Raw genomic sequence first — 16430 nt, 5'->3', positions numbered from 1 at the left:
ATGAGCTTCACCGTAGCGATCATTGGCCGGCCTAACGTCGGCAAGTCCACCTTGTTCAACCGGCTGGTCGGCCGCAAGCTCGCGCTTGTCGACGACACCCCGGGTGTCACGCGCGACCGCCGCGTCCATCCGGCCAAGCTGTATGATCTCAACTTCGACGTCATCGACACCGCCGGATTCGAGGACGCGGATGCGGCTTCGCTTGCCGGCCGCATGCGTGCGCAGACTGAGCTGGCGATGGACGAGGCGGACCTGATCCTCTTCGTCGTCGACGCGCGCAGCGGCATCGTCCCCGACGACCGCACCTTTGCCGACATCGCCCGTCGAACATCCAAGCCGATCGTGCTCGTAGCCAACAAGGCCGAGGCGCGCAGTGCCCAGGGCGGCATGCTGGAGGCTTGGGAGCTTGGCCTTGGCGAGCCGATCCCGATTTCGGCCGAACACGGCGAAGGCATGCCGGACCTGCGCGAGGCAATCGTCGACGCGCTGGGTGCCGAGCGCGTGTTTGCCGATGAGGAAGAAGACGAGGAAGTCGCAAGGGCTGCCGGCGAACCGCTGGTCGGCGAAGACATTGCCGATCCGGATGACGAGTCGGTTCCCGAATATGACGCGACCAAGCCGTTGCGCATTGCGATGGTTGGCCGCCCGAACGCCGGCAAGTCGACGCTCATCAACGCCTTCCTCGGCGAGGAGCGCCTGCTGACCGGCCCCGAGGCCGGCATCACGCGTGACTCGATTTCGGTCGACTGGGACTGGCGCGGCCGCCGGATCAAGCTGTTCGACACCGCCGGCATGCGCCGCAAGTCGCGCGTGCAGGAAAAGCTGGAAAAGCTGTCTGTCGCGAATGGTCTGCGCGCGATTCGCTTCGCCGAGGTGGTCGTCATCGTCCTCGACGCGACGATCCCGTTCGAGAAACAGGACCTGCAGATCGCCGACCTCATCATCCGCGAGGGCAGGGCGCCGGTCATCGCCTTCAACAAGTGGGACCTGATCGAGAATCGCCAGGAGCTGCTGGCCGAGCTGCGCGAGAAGACCGAGCGGCTCTTGCCGCAGGTGCGCGGCATTCAGGCCGTGACTGTTTCTGCCGAGACTGGCAAGGGCCTCGACAAGCTGATGGAGGCGATCGAGAAGACGCACCGCGTCTGGAACCGCCGCGTCTCCACCGGCAAGCTCAACCGCTGGCTCGAAGGCGTGCTGGCGCATCATCCGCCTCCGGCGGTCGCTGGCCGCCGCCTCAAGGTGAAGTATATCACCCAGGTGAAGACGCGCCCGCCGGGCTTCGTCCTGTCGTGCTCGCGGCCGGACGCGATGCCGCAGTCCTACATCCGCTACCTGACGAACGGGCTGCGCGACACGTTCGACATGCCGGGTGTGCCGATCCGCATGGTTCTGCGCGCGCCGGACAATCCATTCGCCAGTAAGGCGAAGAAGCGATAGCGGTTCATTACTGCAAGCTTTTGAAGAAGACGGGGTCGCTCAGGCGTCCCCGTTTTCGTTACGGCACTTCGGCGACTGCAAGATGACGCTGTGTAATGGCCGATGTGATCGCCCGTGTCCGGCTGAATTAACCAACCATCAAGGTTAATGCCGCAAATTTTCCACTCAGTCGCGTGAGTGGAGAGTACCGGTGTTGCGTTATGAGGCTAAGCGCGGGCGACCCCGCGCCGGATCGCGTTCCCTTGCTGCCCCCCTGTTGGTCGGCCTCGGCATCTGGATCGCGTCGCCGACCCATCTTTCCTATCAGGACATGGCGAGCTACATCGCCGGCCTCGAAACGTCGGGTGCCCGGTGGAACGGCTATGTCGAAGCGGCCGCAGCCGGATCGGTCCATGCGGCCGAGATGCGCTTCACCGACGATACCGCTACCGGCTCGATCTCAGGCGCCGGCCTCAATGCCCCCGGCGTCGGCAAGGTCGCCTTTCGCGGCAAGACGGAAGTTGCCGACACGCCCGACGAGGACCGGATCAACCGTGAGGAAAAGCGCTCGCGTGTCGTTCATGTCGCGCCGGTCGCGCCACCAAAATTCTTCAACGCCGGGTCGATCTTCGAACGCACCAGCCTGCTCCTGACGCCAACTCAGGAGCCGGAGATCAAGATGACCTTCGTTGTACCCGAGATCGCGGGCAAGGAAGTCCAGATCGCCAGCGCCTTCCATGTCCGCGAGGACGAAAAGGTCGATCCTGGCGTTCCGGCGTTCCTTGCCAACCTCGTCAACAACGACAAGCCGGATATTCTGGCCACCGCCTATGCGCCGCCGAAGCCGGACTATGCCAAGGCCTCGCCCTTCGCGAGCATCCTGAAGGAAGAACAGGACCCCTATGCCGGGCGGTATATTCCGCCGGTAGGGGAGGGCGACCACGAGTGGATGAAGAATCCGCTGCCGCCGGAGGTCTTCTCCGAGAAGGAGCAGAAGTGCCTCGCCGAAGGAATCTACTTCGAATCGCGCGGCGAAGACGTGAAGGGCCAGGCCGCCGTGGCGCAGGTGATTCTCAACCGCGTCCGCAATCCGGCCTACCCGAACACGATCTGCGGCGTCGTCTATCAGAACAAGGACTGGCGCAACCGCTGCCAGTTCTCCTTCGCCTGCGAGGGCCGCAAGCTGAAGATTACCGACCGCCGTCATTACAAGATGGCGCAGGAAGTCGGCATGGCCGTTACCGCCGGCAAGGTCTTCCTGCCTGAAGTTGGCTCGGCCACGCACTACCACGCGACGTATGTGAAGCCGGGCTGGGCGCGCACGATGGAGAAGGTGAAGAAGATCGGCCTCCACATCTTCTACCGCACCTATGGGGGCGGCTGGAGCTGACGATTGAGGGCGGATTCTTCTGATTCCGCCCCCGCGCCAGCCAAGGCGCATTGTCGCACATACCTAATTTCCTGATTTTATTGGGTGAATATCAGGCGTGCATGGCGAATCCACCGGCTTGACTGGGGGGAGGGCCCTAACTATGTTGCGCGCGACTTTAAAAGCGGAGAGACGGTAGACGTTCTGTCCGGGCAGGAGGTTGTAATGGCCGGTTTCGACAGGCCAGAAGACGAGGGCAAAGCCCAGCCTGGCGGAGCGGGAAAACCGGCTGTTCGCGACGAAGAACTTGAGCGTCGTGGTCGTGATCTGGAAGCTGCTATAGCGGCACGCCGCGCGGCAGACGATGCGAAGGTGAAACCATCGGCAGGGTCCCGCGACATGGCGGGCTTCGGCCAGGCGATGAAGCTGTCCAGCGAGTTTATCGCGGGGGTGGCGGTCGGAGCCGGGATGGGTTGGCTGATCGATCGGCTCGCGGGCACGTCGCCCTGGGGGCTGATCATCTTCCTGCTTCTCGGTTTCTGTGCAGGTGTGCTGAACGTGCTGCGGGCGGCTGGCAAGATTGCCGAGCCGAAGCCGGGTGTGATAGGCCGCAAGGAAAATGAATAGCGCCGTTGGCGCGTGACGTAATCGAGGGGCTCGACATTGGCCAACGATCCGATCCACCAGTTTCATATCTCGAAATTGATTCCGATTGAGGTCGGCGGGATCGATCTCTCCTTCACCAATTCGTCGCTGTTCATGGTCGCGACCGTCGCGGCCGCCAGCGCGTTCCTCTACTTCACGACCGGCGCTCGCAGCATGGTTCCGAGCCGCGGCCAGTCGATGGCGGAGCTCTCCTACGAGTTCGTCGCCAATATGCTGCGCGACTCGGCGGGCACCCACGGAATGAAGTTCTTCCCGCTGGTGTTCTCGCTGTTCATGTTCGTGCTGTTCGCGAACATGCTGGGCATGTTCCCGTACTTCTTCACCGTCACCAGCCAGATCATCGTGACCTTCTCGCTCGCGGTTGTCGTGATCGGTACCGTCATTCTCTATGGCTTCTACAAGCACGGCCTCAAGTTCCTCGGCCTCTTCGTGCCGAGCGGCGTTCCCGGTTTGCTTGTGCCGCTGGTTGTGGCGATCGAAGTCATCTCGTTCTTCTCGCGTCCGGTCAGCCTCTCGGTTCGTCTGTTCGCCAGCATGCTCGCCGGTCACATCACGCTGAAGGTCTTCGCGGGCTTCATCGTGTCGCTGGCCGCTCTTGGTCCTCTGGGTATTGCTACCGCCGTGCTTCCGCTTCTGATGACGGTCGCGCTGACGGGCCTGGAGTTCCTCATCTCGTTCATTCAGGCATATGTGTTCGCAATTCTGACCTGCATGTACCTGAACGACGCGGTTCACCCGAACCACTAATACCTTTCACCGGCGGCGCCGCCGCCCGCAGAAAACCGCAATCTGGAAATCAACAGGAGTTTGACATGGAAGCGGAAGCAGCACGTTACATCGGCGCAGGTCTGGCTTGCTTTGGCATGGCTGGCACGGCTCTCGGCCTCGGCAACATCTTCGGCAACTACCTCTCGGGCGCCCTGCGCAACCCGGCAGCTGCTGACGGCCAGTTCGGCCGCCTGATCTTCGGCTTCGCGGTGACGGAAGCTCTCGGCATCTTCTCGCTGCTGATCGCTCTGCTCCTGCTCTTCGCCGTCTAAGACAAGAAGCTGAAACGGTCGGCTGCGTCATCGCGCGGCCGACTTAATTCTGACAGGGGAAGCCCATGTTTGTGGCGCCTGCATTCGCGCAGGAATCGACTAGCGATCACCAGCTGCAGACCGAGCTGGAGGTCGAGACGCACGAGGGAACCGGTGTGTTTCCTCCGTTCGATTCCACATACTTCGCCTCACAGATCGTGTGGCTGGCGATCACGTTTGGTCTGTTCTACCTCTTCCTGAAGAAGGTGCTGGTTCCGCGCATCGGCGGGATCATCGAAACCCGTAATGGCCAGATCGCGCAGGATCTTGAAGAAGCTGCGCGCATGAAGGCCGAAGCGGACGCCGCGGTTGCTGCCTACGAGCAGGAACTTGCCGATGCCAAGGCCAAGGCAAACGCCATCGGCCAGCAGGCACGCGACGCTGCCAAGGCCGACGCCGAGGCAGAGCGCAAGAAGGTCGAGGCCGAGCTTGAGTCCAAGCTCGCCGGCGCAGAGGCCCGCATCGCCCTGATCAAGGACGAGGCCATGCGCGACGTCGGCCAGATTGCCGAGGATGCGGCTTCCGCCATCGTGCAGCAGCTCGTTGGCTCGGCTGCGGACAAGTCCGCCGTCGCCGCCGCGGTCAAGGCTGTAAGGAGCTAGGATCATGGACGCTACATTCTGGGCAACAGTAGGTCTCGTCCTGTTCCTCGCACTGGTGATCTTCGCTGGCCTGCCGGCCATGATCACCAAGTCCCTCGACGCCCGTGCGGATCGCATCCGCAACGAGCTGGAGGAGGCGCGCAAGCTCCGCGAGGAAGCCAAGAAGCTGCTGGCCGAATACCAGCAGAAGCGCAAGGAAGCCGAGCAGGAAGCGGCCGACATTGTCGCTGCTGCGAAGCATGAGGCCGAGACCCTCGTCGCCGAGGCCAAGGCCCGCACCGAGGAGTACGTCACGCGCCGTACCGCACTTGCCGAGCAGAAGATCGCTCAGGCCGAGCGCGACGCGGTTGCCGAAGTTCGCACCAGCGCAGTTGAGATTGCGGTTGCTGCGGCTGGTAAGCTTCTCGCTGAATCCGTCGACACCAAGACGGACGCTGCGCTCTTCCAGGCTGCCCTGGCAGACGTCAAGGCACGGCTGAACTGACGGGTTTCAAACCGAACATGAACGAGGCCGCCTTCGGGCGGCCTTTTTCTTTTGTGCGGTTGGAGCTGATTAGGGGGAGGCAACGGGGACGAAGCTGCGCCGTAAATTCAGGCACGCAACGCCGGGCACGCGAAAGCCCCCAGGAAAATCCTCGATTGAACAGGCGAAAAAAGCGCGGCGTCAGCTGCCGGTGAGCTCGAGTTCCTGCTGCAGCCGGAATGGCGCAAAGGAAAGGCGGTGCAAGCGCGGCAGCGGTCCGGCGGTGGTGATCGCCGTACGGTGGCGGGCGGTCGCATAGCCCATGTGGATCTCGAAGCCGTAGCGCGGGTCGTGCTGGCCGACGCGACACATGATGCGGTCGCGCATGACTTTGGCGACAATCGAAGCGGCTGCAATCGACTGCGAGCGCTGGTCGCCCTTTACGACCGCGCGGCCCATGCAGGGTAGGCCGGGCGGCACGTCGCGGCCGTCGGCGAGAACCATCTTCGGCTGCGTGCAGAGCGTTGCCACCGAGCGGCGCATCGCCTCAAGGCTCGCCTTGCGGATGTCGCCGCAGTCGATCGAATGGGCGCAGATCGACGTGAAGGAGACCGACACGGCGCGCGCCAGAATTTCGGCGAAGACCGCTTCACGTTCGGCCGAATCCATACGCTTCGAATCGTCGAGACCGTCGGGGATGTTGTCGGGGTCGAGAATGACCGCCGCGGCGACGACCGGGCCGGCAAGCGGCCCGCGTCCGGCTTCATCCGTGCCGGCGACCGGCCAAAAACCTTCGCGGAGGGCAGAAATCTCCAACGAAAAATCCGGCCTGACGGGCAGGTCGAAAAGTGTCGGAGAATCGGAAGCGAGACGAGACATTGTGCGGGAATGTCTGGCATCCGCTCCGATTCTCCGCAAGCCCTTCCGTGGCCCAGGGGCAGGGTCGGAAGGATTTCCGCTGGTGCGAGGACAGTGCGGCGGTCCCCAGCGGAACTGGAAAAGGCGGCTGGCCGCGGATCAGAACAGCGTCAGCTGCTCGCCGGGGCCGCCCGGAGCCTTGAAGAGGTCAGTGCGAAGCCTTAGGCGCTCCGCGTTGAGCCCGAGGCGCTTGGCGGCGATCTCGAAGCGGCGGCCGATCTGCCACGCATAGGGGCCGGAGCCTTTCATGCGCTTGCCCCACTCAGCGTCGTAATCCTTGCCGTCGCGCATGGAGCGCACCAGCGACATCACGTGCCGGTAGCGGTCCGGATAGTTGCGCAGCAGCCAGTCCTTGAAGACCGGCGCGACCTCCAGCGGCAGGCGCAGGATGATGTAGCCCGCCTCGCGCGCGCCAGCCTGATGCGCGGATTCGAGAATGCGCTCGATCTCCTGGTCGTTGAGGGCCGGGATCACGGGGCCGATCATCACCGAGGTAGGGATGCCTGCCTCGCGCAGGGCGCGAACCGCTTCCAGCCGTTTCGGAGGCGTCGAGGCGCGCGGCTCCATCACCCGGGCGAGCTTGCGGTCGAGCGAGGTGATGGACAGCGCGACCTTGGCGAGACCCTTCTCGGCCATGCGCGAGAGGATGTCGATGTCGCGCGTGACCAGCGCCGACTTGGTGACGATGCCGACCGGGTGGTTGTGCGCCTCGAGCACCTCCAGCACCTCGCGCATGATGCGCCACTGCCGCTCGATCGGCTGGTAGGGGTCAGTGTTGGTGCCGATGGCGATGGTCTTCGGCTCATAGCCCGGCTTCGACAACTCGCGCTCCAGCAGCCGTGCCGCGTCCGGCTTGGCGAACAGCTTGGATTCGAAATGGAGACCCGCCGACAGGCCCATATAGGCATGGGTCGGCCGCGCGAAGCAGTAGACGCAGCCATGCTCGCAGCCACGATAGGGGTTGATCGAGCGGTCGAAGGAGATGTCCGGCGAGTCGTTGCGGGTGATGATGGTGCGCGGACGCTCCACCTGCACCGTCGTCTTGAACGGCGGCAGCTCTTCGAGCGTGTTCCAGCCGTCGTCGAAGACGTGGCGGGTCAGCGCCTCGTAGCGGCCGGTCGGATTGACGCCGGCGGCGCGGCCGCGCCTGCGGTCGAAGCCGATGCGCAGGCCGCTTTCGTCAATCACGGCGTTGGCTGCCGCGGCGCCGCCCTGTGCGAAGGCTGCTGCATCTGCCTGACGGATCGGTTCCATGCGTCGCTCCCGGTGTCGTGCAAACGACTCGTCGTCGCTGAATTCATTCCTATGGTTCGAACGTATGTTCCGGAGGAGAACAAATCAAGAACTTTGTTCGCGCCGTCTGGTGCGGACGCTGCGTTTGGCGTATTGGGGCAGCTATGCTGTCCGTGTTGATCGAAACGCACAACGACGAGGAAGCTCTGGCGCGCACGCTCACCTCACTGGTGCCGGCTGCGGTTGAGGGAGTCGTGCGCGAGGTGATCGTCTGCGATCGGGGATCGACGGACCAGACGAAGCTGGTTGCCGAGCATGTCGGCTGCAGCTTCCTGGAAGGTGCGGATGTGGCGGCGGGTGCCCGCCGCGCCAAGAGCGAATGGCTGCTTCTGGTCGAGCCGGGCGCCAAGTTGGTGGACGGCTGGATCGAGGCAGCGATAGCCCATGTCGAGGCGGGGCGCGGCGCCGGGCGTTTCACCCGCTCGCGTCATGCGCGACGCGGATTGCTGGATCGGCTGCTCAAGCGCCGGCGGCCTCTGGAAGAAGGGCTGGTAATTGCCCGCCGCGACGTGCTGGCAATGGCGGACGATGTATCGGCGCAGGCAATTGCGCGCGCGGCGCGTTCGAGGATCCTCGCGGCCGAAATCGTTCCGGCCGTGGTCTAGGCGCTCTTGCCGCCGCCGCGCTTCAGGTGCTCATCGAGCCGCGGCATGATCTCCACGAAATTGCAGGGCATGTGCCGGTAGTCGAGCTGGGCCGAAAGGATGTGGTCCCAGGCATCGCGGCAGGCGCCGGGCGACCCCGGCAGCACGAAGACGAAGGTGGCGTTGAGCACGCCGCCGGTCGCGCGCGACTGAATCGTCGAGGTGCCGATCTTCTCGTAGGAGACGCGGTGGAAGATGGCGGAAAAGCCATCCATTGTCTTCTCGAAGATCGGCTCCAGCGCTTCCGGCGTTACGTCGCGGCCGGTGAAGCCAGTGCCGCCGGTGGTGATGACGACGTCGATGGCGGAGTCCTTAGACCAGGCGACGACCTTTTCGCGGATCGCCTCGATGTCGTCGGTGACGATGTCGCGCGCAACTAGCTTGTGACCGGCTTCCTCGATCCGGGCGGCAAGCGTGGCACCCGACTTGTCTTCCTCCAGTGAGCGGGTATCGGAGACGGTGAGGACGGCAATGCCGACGGGGATGAACGGACGGCTCTCGTCGATGCGTGCCACGGCCTGGCCTCCTAGATCGTGCGCGTTGCCCTGACGTACCATGCAGGATGAGCGGCCGCGAGCCTTGCGGCTGCTGCTTCCGCCTCCGCCTGGCTCGGGAACAGGCCGAAGCAAGTCGCGCCGGAGCCCGACATGCGGGCGAGCGCCGCGCCTGCATCGCGCAGCGCATCAAGCGTTTCGCCGACTTCCGGAGCAAGGCTGCGGGCTGGTGGTTCGAGATCGTTGCGGGTCCAGCCCGCCAGCCATTCTACGATTTCCTCAAAACTGGCGTCATCGGGCACGGGCGGAAGTGGCGGGTTGTCCTTGCGCTGAAGCGCGCGAAAAGCAGCGGGGGTGGAAATCGCTACGCCGGGGTTGACCAGCACCATGGCCAGCGAGGGGAGGCGTGCCGGCTCGATCTCCTCGCCGATGCCGCGAGCCACCAGCGTATGCGCTCTGACGCACATCGGCACGTCGGCGCCGAGCTTCAGCCCAATCGCGTCGAGATCTTCCGAATCGGGCAAAATCCCCCACAAGCGGCACAGCGCCCGCAGTGTCGCTGCGGCATCGCTCGATCCGCCGCCGATGCCGGAGGCGACCGGCAGGTTCTTTTCGAGATGGATCGCGACGGGGGTAGGGGGGACGGCGATGGCCGTCAGCTCTCGCATGCGGTCGCGCGCCCGGATGACGAGGTTGTCTGGGCCGGTGTCCAGCCCTGCGCCGAATGGCGCACTGATGGTGAAGGTGTCGGTATCAGCTGGTTCCACCGTGATGCGGTCACCCGCCTCGGTGAACACGACGAGCGAGTCGAGAAGGTGGTACCCGTCGGCGCGCTGGCCGGTGATGTGCAGCGCAAGGTTGACCTTGGCCGGGGCGTGTTCGGCAATCGCGTCGGCCATGATGGGAATGCGTCAGTCCTTGCTCAGATGATAGTCGCCGGTCACCGGGTCCTTCACCAGCGTTCCGTGCGAGCCGGTGCGCATTTCGGCCTCGGCGCGGCGGGCGCGGGCAGTGACACGCTCGGCCTCGCGCACGAATGCGCGGTAGCCGACATAAGCCACGATGCCGACGACGGCAAAGAATACGAGCTGGGGCATTGTCCGTGTCCTTCCTGCGATCGGTTGTCGTTGCCGTTGTCTGCGACCGGAAGTGTAGCGTGTTTCCCGCTGGTCATCAAAGGCCGTAGCGGGACCACATCGCACGTTCCTCGGCTGCGTCAGCCAGTCCATGTGCCGCTGCGGCGGCGATTTCGGGAGCCTCGCTGCCAAATACGCCAAGCTTGCGGCCAAACAGGCTGCGCGCCGGAGAAATCAGTTGCAGCTTGGCCTTGTCGCCGTAGCGCTGCTTGATGAAGGAGCGCATGTCGCCGAGCCCGTCGATCAGGCCGAGCTCGAGCCCCTTCTTCGCCGTCCAGAACATGCCGGTGAAAAGATCCGGGTGGTCGGCGAGCTTCGCGCCCCGCCGTTCCTTCACCATGTCGATGAAGGTCTCGTGGATTTCGAGCTGCAGCTGCTTCAGCCGCTCGATGTCCTCGGGCTTTTCCGGCTGGAACGGGTCGAGGATCGCCTTGTTCTGACCAGCCGTGTGGACGCGGCGCTCGACGCCGATCTTCTTCAAGAGTTCCTGGAAGCCGAAGCCCGCGGATACGACGCCAATCGAGCCGACGATGGAGGACGGATCGGCGATGATCTCGTCGCCCGCGAGCGCGATCATGTAGCCGCCCGACGCAGCGACGTCTTCGACGAACACCAGCACGCGCTTGTTCTTCTCCTCGGCGAGGTCGCGGATGCGCTTGAAGATCAGCCGCGACTGCACCGGCGAGCCGCCGGGCGAGTTGAGCGAGATCGCCACCGCAGGGGCTTCCTTGATGGCAAACGCCTTCTCGATCAGCCCCGCAGTCGTTGCCAGTGAGAGAGTGGGCCGGAACTGGTTGCCGCCCGGCATGATGGGGCCCTGCAGGCGGATCACCGGGATCGTGGTTTCGCCCTTACGCATGGAGGCGGGGAGGAAGCGGCTGAACAGTCGTTTCAAGTGGCGGGTCTCCAGTATGTCGCTTCGCATGTAGGTTGTTCACGTCGCCGCGCAATATCCCGCGCGCGATTCAGGCTGAAGTAGAATACCGAGATGTGGGGGAAGGACGGTTCAGTCGCCGAACAACGATGCCCGGCCGTTGTTGACGTCGTCGGCGCGGGTGCTGAAGTGGTCGCCGGTTGCGTCGTGAATCACCAACGGCGGCATCAGCGACAGGGGCGCACGCGAGGCGCGCACGGCACGAATCACGATGCGGATCGCAGGCTCCGTTGCCCGCGGCAGGATCGGCACGATCTGCGCCGCGCCGAAGCGGCCGTCCATCGCGTCGAGAATTTCGGTGAGCGAGCGCGGGCGCGCAATCAGCGCGAGCCCGCCGCGCGGCTTGACGATAGCGGCGGCGGTGCGCAGCCAGCTTTCGAACAGGCCATCGACCATGACATGCGCGCCGCGGCGCAGCTCGTCGGGGGAGGGCCGGTCCGCCCGCTCGTTGAAGGGCGGGTTCATGATCGCGAAGTCAAAACTGGAATCGTCGAGTCCGGCCGCGATCCGCGCTTTGCCGGTGAGGGTGACGTCGGTGACGACGACTTCAGCGCGGCCGGCGATGTGGTCATTGTCGGGATGGGCGATAGTTTCGCGGGCGCAACCGGCCAGCTCTTCCTCGCGCTCGACCAGCACGACCCTGGCATTCGGACAACGCGAGACAACGGCGAGGCCGGCCGCACCCGCACCTGCGCCAAGGTCGACCAGCCGGCCGGAAAAGCCGGAGGGAACCGCCGCAGCCAGCATCATCGCATCCGTGCCTGCCCGATGGCCGCGCCGCGGCTGGATCAGGTAGAAGTCGCCGCGATGGAACGCGTCGATGGTCCGTTCGCTGCGCACGTCCGGCGCATCTTGCGTGGCAGGCAGTCCGCTCATTCGCCTTTCAGCTCTTCTTCAATTCCGGCGTCCTTCAGCAGAAGGCGTGCCTCTTCGAGATCATCCTCGCTGACCATCACGCGACGCGGCAGGATGCCAAGCGAGCCTTCGATCACGCTCATATTCTGGTCGGCGACGAAATAGGAGAGGCCAGAATCACGCAGCAATGCCTCGACGAAGGAGAGCATCACCGGGTCGTTGGTTCGCATCAGCTCGATCATGACGATGACCCTCTCAGGTGGCGCAGTCAATGTAAACGGAAATTGGCCGCCGCTTACCCCGCGCCAATTCGCCCCTTGCCGCAAAATGCTTGCCTCCCTAGAGTCCCGCGACTAAATGGCGGCAGCGACGGCCGTTTGTACGGGAGACCCGAGTGGTGGGCGTAGTAGTGAACATTGATGACGGCAAGCGCGCGAGAGCCTCGATCGAGGGGCTGATTGCGCTGACCAAAGAAGACATGGGCCGCGTCAATGAGTTGATCTTGTCCAAGGCCGGCTCGGACGTCACCATGATCCCCGAGGTGGCCAACCACCTGATCTCGTCGGGCGGCAAGCGCCTGCGGCCGATGCTGACGCTCGCTGCCGCGCAGATGTTCGGCTACGAAGGCGACGGCCACGTCAAGCTCGCGACCAGCGTCGAGTTCATGCACACGGCGACCCTGCTGCACGACGACGTAGTCGACGAAAGCGACATGCGCCGCGGCAAGCGCACCGCCCGCATGATCTGGGGCAACCAGGCGAGCGTGCTCGTCGGCGACTTCTTGCTCGGGCAGGCCTTCCGCATGATGGTCGACGTCGGCTCGCTCGATGCCCTCGACATCCTCTCGACCGCTGCCTCGGTCATCGCCGAGGGCGAGGTGCTGCAGCTGAGCGTCGCCAAGAACCTCGAGACCACCGAGGACGAATATCTCGCCGTTATCAAGGCCAAGACCGCCGCGCTGTTCTCGGCTGCGGCTGAGGTCGGCCCGGTCGTGGCCAACGCCACCAAGTCCGACCGCGCGGCGCTGCGCTCCTATGGCACCAATCTCGGCCTTGCCTTCCAGCTCATCGATGACGCACTCGACTATGCGGGCGACAGCTCCAGCCTCGGCAAGAATGTCGGCGACGACTTCCGCGAAGGCAAGGTGACGCTGCCGGTGATCCTGTCGTTCCGCCGCGGCTCGGCTGAGGAGCGCGAGTTCTGGAAGAGCGCGATCGAGAACGCGCAGACCGACGACGAGCAGCTTGAGAAGGCGCTCAAGCTGATGAAGAAGCACAACTCCATCGCCGACACGATCGGCCGGGCCCGCCACTTCGGCGGTATCGCCCGCGACGCGCTCGCCCCGTTGAAGGACACGCCGCAGAAGAAGGCGCTGCTCGACGTCATCGACTTTTGCATCAGCCGCGTCAATTGACAGCCGCAGCTCCTAGCCTGATCGTGAACGGACGCGGATTGAACCTCGTCCGCAAAAAGGACATGCTTGCCTGTCAGTGGGTGCTTCGGCGGCGCTCTGATCGCACAAGCTATCGGGAAGGAATGCAATGCGGCTCAAGACTGGAAGCCTGATCGCAGCGGCTGGCATGGCCGTGAGCCTCACGCTGGGCGCGCTGCCTGCGTGGGCGGCCCAGGACGAGACGGTCAAGGTCAACACGCTCACCGGCGCGTATCTCGCCGCCCGCATTGCCGAGAGCGACAACGACCTCGACGCGGCGATCGCCTACTACAAGCGCGCGCACGCCTTCGATCCCGACGACCAGACGATCCAGCAGAGCCTGCTGCTCGGCTACATCTCGCAGGGCAATTTCAACGAGGCGCTGCGCTTTGCGCAGATGCTGAAAGAAACGCCCGAGGTCGAGCGATTCTCGCGCCTTGCGCTGGCCATCGACGCCATCCGCAAGAACAAGTTCGGTGAGGTCGAGAACTGGCTGAAGCTTTCGCTCGCCTCTGACCTCGACCGCCTGATCACCGGGCTCATCACCGGCTGGGCAAAGCTTGGCGCCGGCAATGGCCAGGAGGCGCTTGCCCACGTCAAGGGCATGGCCGGTCCCGACTGGTACGACCTCTTCGTCGGTTATCACCGCGCGCTCATCGCCGAGCAGGCGGGTGATGTCGAAACTGCCCGCAACACCTTCCAGCAGGTTGTAGCGGATGCCGAAGCCGGCAGCGCCGCACCTGAAGCGTATCTACGTGCCATCGAGGCGCAGGCAGGGTTCCTGGCCCGCCAAGGCGACAAGGAAGCTGCGTTGGCCGCACTTGCCGTTGCCGACGGTTTTGCCCCTGGCCGGGTCACCATCGATGCGTTGCGCGCCAAGATCGAGGCGGGCGAGAAGCCCGAGATGATGGTGCCGGACGTTCGTTCGGGTGCCGCCGAGGTGCTGCTGAACCTTGCCACCGCGCTTAACCGCAGCGGCGGCGAATCCTTTGTGCGGCTCTACCTGCAGTATGCGGCGGCGCTGCGCCCCGACAGCGACGCGATCCAGATCCAGCTTGCCGGCATCGCCGAGCAGCAGAGCGACGCGGAAACCGCGATCGCGCATTATAAGAAGATCCCGGCCAGGTCGCCGATGAAGGCGATCGCCGAGCTGCAGCTCGGCCTCAACCTTGCCGATCTCGAGCGCTTCGAGGAAGCCGAGAAGCACCTCAAGCAGTCGCTCGTCCGCAATCCCGAGGAGCTGCGCGCCTATCTCGCACTCGGCGGTGTCTATGCGCGGCAGGAAAAGTACCGCGAAGCGGCCGGCCTCTATGACCAGGCGGTCGAGCGGATCGAAAAGCCCACCCGCGCCGACTGGAACATCTTCTACCAGCGCGGCATCGCCTATGAGCGGCTGAAGGAGTGGGACAAGGCAGAGCCCAACTTCAAGAAGGCGCTCGAACTCTACCCGGACCAGCCGCAGGTGCTGAACTACCTCGGCTATTCCTGGGTCGACATGAACATGAACCTCGCGGAAGGGTTGAAGCTGATCCAGCGCGCGGTCGACCTGCGCCCGAGCGACGGCTACATCGTCGATTCGCTCGGCTGGGCCTATTACCGCCTTGGCCGCTACGAGGATGCCGTGCGCGAACTCGAGCGCGCTGTCGGCCTGATGCCCAACGACCCGGTGCTCAACGATCACCTCGGCGACGCCTACTGGCAGGTGGGCCGCAAGCGCGAGGCGACCTTCCAGTGGCGTCATGCGCTGACGATGGAGCCGGACGAGAAGGTCAAGGCCGACGCCGAGCGCAAGCTGCGCGAGGGCCTGCAGGTTTCGAGCGAGACTTCTGACCAGAACGTGATGGTTGCCGAAGGTCCGGGGGGCGAGGTCAAGCAACTGGCCGAGGCTTCGGCACCCGTTGCAGAGCAGCCAAAAGCACCTGCTGAGCCGTTCCATACGGTGCAGCCTGGGCAGAGCCTGTGGGACATCGCGGTGCAGCATCTCGGCAATGGCGAGCGCTTCCGCGAGATCATCGAGCTCAACCCGCAGCTCAACGGCAACCCGAACCACATCTTCCCGGGACAACGGTTGACGCTGCCGGACGCGACACGCTGACCGCAGGGCGCTTCTTGACGCTACCTTGTAGCCGCTCTAGGACGGGCCACCGTCCCGCTCACGGCCGCGAGGAAGTTCAGTGAACGCCCAATTGCCCGACCACATGCACCCCAGCCGCTCCTTTCAGGGGCTGATCCTGACGCTGCACAACTACTGGGCCGACTACGGCTGCGTGGTTCTCCAGCCCTACGACATGGAGGTCGGCGCGGGTACGTTCCACCCGGCGACGACCCTGCGTGCGCTCGGTCCCAAGCCCTGGAACGCTGCCTATGTGCAGCCGTCCCGCCGCCCGAAGGACGGCCGCTACGGCGAGAACCCCAACCGCCTGCAGCACTACTACCAGTACCAGGTCATCCTGAAGCCGAACCCGTCGAACCTGCAGGAGCTCTATCTTGGCTCGCTGAAGGCGATCGGCATCGACCCGCTGATGCACGACATCCGCTTCGTCGAGGACGACTGGGAAAGCCCGACGCTGGGCGCCTGGGGCCTCGGCTGGGAATGCTGGTGCGACGGCATGGAAGTGTCGCAGTTCACCTACTTCCAGCAGGTCTGCGGCATCGAATGCGCGCCGGTCGCGGGCGAGTTGACCTACGGCCTCGAGCGCCTCGCCATGTACGTGCAGGGCGTCGACAACGTCTATGACCTCAACTTCAACGGCCGCGAAGGCGCCGAGAAGGTCACCTACGGCGATGTCTTCCTGCAGGCCGAGCAGGAATATTCGCGTCACAATTTCGAGCACGCCAACACCGAGACGCTGTTCCGGCACTTCATCGATGCCGAGAACGAGTGCAAGGCGCTGCTCGCCGCCGGCGCCGAGCGTCCGGGTGGCAAGCCGCACCAGATGGTGTTTCCCGCCTACGACCAGTGCATCAAGGCTTCGCACGCCTTCAACCTGCTCGACGCGCGCGGCGTGATCTCCGTCACCGAGCGCCAGAGCTACATCCTGCGCGTGCGCAATCTCGCCAAGGCCTGTGGCGAAGCATTCCTTGAGACCGAGGCCGGCGGCTTCGAACCGACGACAGAGGCTGCGTAAG

At 64.4% G+C, this 16430-nt stretch carries 19 protein-coding genes; 11 read left to right on the top strand and 8 right to left on the bottom strand.

The annotated features are described in order from the left end of the window. The 7 genes from der to L610_RS06415 all read left to right on the top strand — a co-directional run bounded on the left by der (position 1) and on the right by L610_RS06415 (position 5616). Entirely contained in the window at positions 1-1437 is a 1437-nt protein-coding gene (gene der / locus L610_RS06445) for a ribosome biogenesis GTPase Der (protein ID WP_144703558.1), read from the top strand. A gap of 190 nt (positions 1438-1627) precedes the next feature. Next, entirely contained in the window at positions 1628-2806 is a 1179-nt protein-coding gene (locus L610_RS06440) for a cell wall hydrolase (RefSeq protein ID WP_024848163.1), read from the top strand. Between the two features lie 204 nt (positions 2807-3010). Further along, positions 3011-3412 (top strand): AtpZ/AtpI family protein, encoded by a 402-nt coding sequence (locus L610_RS06435; RefSeq protein ID WP_024848164.1) that lies wholly within the window; start codon positions 3011-3013, stop codon positions 3410-3412. 36 nt (positions 3413-3448) lie between these two features. Next, complete coding sequence (locus L610_RS06430) at positions 3449-4198, top strand: F0F1 ATP synthase subunit A (protein ID WP_024848165.1); 750 nt, start codon at positions 3449-3451, stop codon at positions 4196-4198. 65 nt (positions 4199-4263) lie between these two features. Further along, positions 4264-4491: a F0F1 ATP synthase subunit C gene (locus L610_RS06425; RefSeq protein WP_024848166.1), complete on the top strand. Its 228-nt coding sequence runs from the start codon at positions 4264-4266 to the stop codon at positions 4489-4491. Between the two features lie 65 nt (positions 4492-4556). After that, entirely contained in the window at positions 4557-5132 is a 576-nt protein-coding gene (locus L610_RS06420; protein ID WP_024848167.1) for a F0F1 ATP synthase subunit B, read from the top strand. A gap of 4 nt (positions 5133-5136) precedes the next feature. Next, complete coding sequence (locus tag L610_RS06415; RefSeq protein ID WP_024848168.1) at positions 5137-5616, top strand: F0F1 ATP synthase subunit B; 480 nt, start codon at positions 5137-5139, stop codon at positions 5614-5616. A gap of 180 nt (positions 5617-5796) precedes the next feature. Here L610_RS06415 and L610_RS06410 read toward each other — a convergent pair whose 3' ends face one another. Further along, complete coding sequence (locus tag L610_RS06410) at positions 5797-6474, bottom strand: ribonuclease HII (RefSeq protein WP_024848169.1); 678 nt, start codon at positions 6472-6474, stop codon at positions 5797-5799. A gap of 138 nt (positions 6475-6612) precedes the next feature. Continuing rightward, positions 6613-7767 carry a PA0069 family radical SAM protein gene (locus L610_RS06405; RefSeq protein WP_144703555.1) on the bottom strand — a complete coding sequence of 385 codons (1155 nt, stop codon included), beginning with the start codon at positions 7765-7767 and terminating at the stop codon, positions 6613-6615. Positions 7768-7910: 143 nt separating this feature from the next. Between L610_RS06405 and L610_RS06400 the strand changes: the two genes are divergently transcribed. Further along, the gene (locus L610_RS06400) at positions 7911-8411 is read left to right on the top strand and encodes a glycosyltransferase (protein WP_144703552.1); all 501 of its coding nucleotides are present in this window, start codon (positions 7911-7913) and stop codon (positions 8409-8411) included. Here the strand turns inward: L610_RS06400 and moaB are convergent. The 6 genes from moaB to L610_RS06370 all read right to left on the bottom strand — a co-directional run bounded on the left by moaB (position 8408) and on the right by L610_RS06370 (position 12111). Beyond that, a complete protein-coding gene (gene moaB / locus L610_RS06395; protein ID WP_024848172.1) occupies positions 8408-8965 on the bottom strand; it encodes a molybdenum cofactor biosynthesis protein B in 558 nt (185 codons plus the stop codon). The genes L610_RS06400 and moaB overlap by 4 nt on opposite strands. An 11-nt stretch (positions 8966-8976) precedes the next feature. Beyond that, positions 8977-9843 carry a 4-(cytidine 5'-diphospho)-2-C-methyl-D-erythritol kinase gene (locus L610_RS06390; protein ID WP_034329927.1) on the bottom strand — a complete coding sequence of 289 codons (867 nt, stop codon included), beginning with the start codon at positions 9841-9843 and terminating at the stop codon, positions 8977-8979. A gap of 12 nt (positions 9844-9855) precedes the next feature. Next, the gene (locus L610_RS06385; protein ID WP_024848174.1) at positions 9856-10041 is read right to left on the bottom strand and encodes a hypothetical protein; all 186 of its coding nucleotides are present in this window, start codon (positions 10039-10041) and stop codon (positions 9856-9858) included. 76 nt (positions 10042-10117) lie between these two features. Further along, positions 10118-10975 carry a S49 family peptidase gene (locus tag L610_RS06380; protein ID WP_144703549.1) on the bottom strand — a complete coding sequence of 286 codons (858 nt, stop codon included), beginning with the start codon at positions 10973-10975 and terminating at the stop codon, positions 10118-10120. Between the two features lie 111 nt (positions 10976-11086). Continuing rightward, entirely contained in the window at positions 11087-11890 is an 804-nt protein-coding gene (locus L610_RS06375; protein WP_144703546.1) for a tRNA1(Val) (adenine(37)-N6)-methyltransferase, read from the bottom strand. Beyond that, positions 11887-12111, bottom strand: coding sequence for a DUF2007 domain-containing protein (locus tag L610_RS06370; protein ID WP_024848177.1), 225 nt, complete (start codon positions 12109-12111; stop codon positions 11887-11889). Before L610_RS06370 ends, L610_RS06375 begins: the two co-directional genes overlap by 4 nt. Before the next feature lie 155 nt (positions 12112-12266). Between L610_RS06370 and L610_RS06365 the strand changes: the two genes are divergently transcribed. The 3 genes from L610_RS06365 (at position 12267) to L610_RS06355 (ending at position 16429) form a co-directional block, all read left to right on the top strand. Further along, positions 12267-13283 (top strand): polyprenyl synthetase family protein, encoded by a 1017-nt coding sequence (locus tag L610_RS06365; RefSeq protein WP_144703728.1) that lies wholly within the window; start codon positions 12267-12269, stop codon positions 13281-13283. A 127-nt stretch (positions 13284-13410) separates the two neighbouring features. Next, on the top strand, positions 13411-15396 hold the full coding sequence (locus L610_RS06360; RefSeq protein WP_144703543.1) for a tetratricopeptide repeat protein: 1986 nt from the start codon (positions 13411-13413) through the stop codon (positions 15394-15396). A gap of 103 nt (positions 15397-15499) precedes the next feature. Further along, positions 15500-16429, top strand: coding sequence for a glycine--tRNA ligase subunit alpha (locus tag L610_RS06355; RefSeq protein WP_034329930.1), 930 nt, complete (start codon positions 15500-15502; stop codon positions 16427-16429). The last annotated feature ends 1 nt before the right edge of the window (position 16430 follow it).

Origin of the sequence: Aminobacter sp. J44 (assembly GCF_007829415.1) — a bacterium.
GTDB lineage: Bacteria > Pseudomonadota > Alphaproteobacteria > Rhizobiales > Rhizobiaceae > Aerobium.
This window is presented reverse-complemented; position numbering and strand designations above follow the sequence as displayed.

Bases quoted from the DNA above. Each gene is read 5' to 3' on its own strand.
- L610_RS06425 (WP_024848166.1), top strand. From the start codon at position 4,264: ATGGAAGCGGAAGCAGCACGTTACATCGGCGCAGGTCTGGCTTGCTTT.
- L610_RS06370 (WP_024848177.1), bottom strand. From the start codon at position 12,111: ATGATCGAGCTGATGCGAACCAACGACCCGGTGATGCTCTCCTTCGTC.
- L610_RS06390 (WP_034329927.1), bottom strand. From the start codon at position 9,843: ATGGCCGACGCGATTGCCGAACACGCCCCGGCCAAGGTCAACCTTGCG.
- L610_RS06400 (WP_144703552.1), top strand. From the start codon at position 7,911: ATGCTGTCCGTGTTGATCGAAACGCACAACGACGAGGAAGCTCTGGCG.
- L610_RS06375 (WP_144703546.1), bottom strand. From the start codon at position 11,890: ATGAGCGGACTGCCTGCCACGCAAGATGCGCCGGACGTGCGCAGCGAA.
- L610_RS06360 (WP_144703543.1), top strand. From the start codon at position 13,411: ATGCGGCTCAAGACTGGAAGCCTGATCGCAGCGGCTGGCATGGCCGTG.
- L610_RS06410 (WP_024848169.1), bottom strand. From the start codon at position 6,474: ATGTCTCGTCTCGCTTCCGATTCTCCGACACTTTTCGACCTGCCCGTC.
- der (WP_144703558.1), top strand. From the start codon at position 1: ATGAGCTTCACCGTAGCGATCATTGGCCGGCCTAACGTCGGCAAGTCC.
- L610_RS06405 (WP_144703555.1), bottom strand. From the start codon at position 7,767: ATGGAACCGATCCGTCAGGCAGATGCAGCAGCCTTCGCACAGGGCGGC.
- L610_RS06385 (WP_024848174.1), bottom strand. From the start codon at position 10,041: ATGCCCCAGCTCGTATTCTTTGCCGTCGTCGGCATCGTGGCTTATGTC.
- L610_RS06355 (WP_034329930.1), top strand. From the start codon at position 15,500: ATGCACCCCAGCCGCTCCTTTCAGGGGCTGATCCTGACGCTGCACAAC.
- L610_RS06415 (WP_024848168.1), top strand. From the start codon at position 5,137: ATGGACGCTACATTCTGGGCAACAGTAGGTCTCGTCCTGTTCCTCGCA.
- L610_RS06420 (WP_024848167.1), top strand. From the start codon at position 4,557: ATGTTTGTGGCGCCTGCATTCGCGCAGGAATCGACTAGCGATCACCAG.
- L610_RS06435 (WP_024848164.1), top strand. From the start codon at position 3,011: ATGGCCGGTTTCGACAGGCCAGAAGACGAGGGCAAAGCCCAGCCTGGC.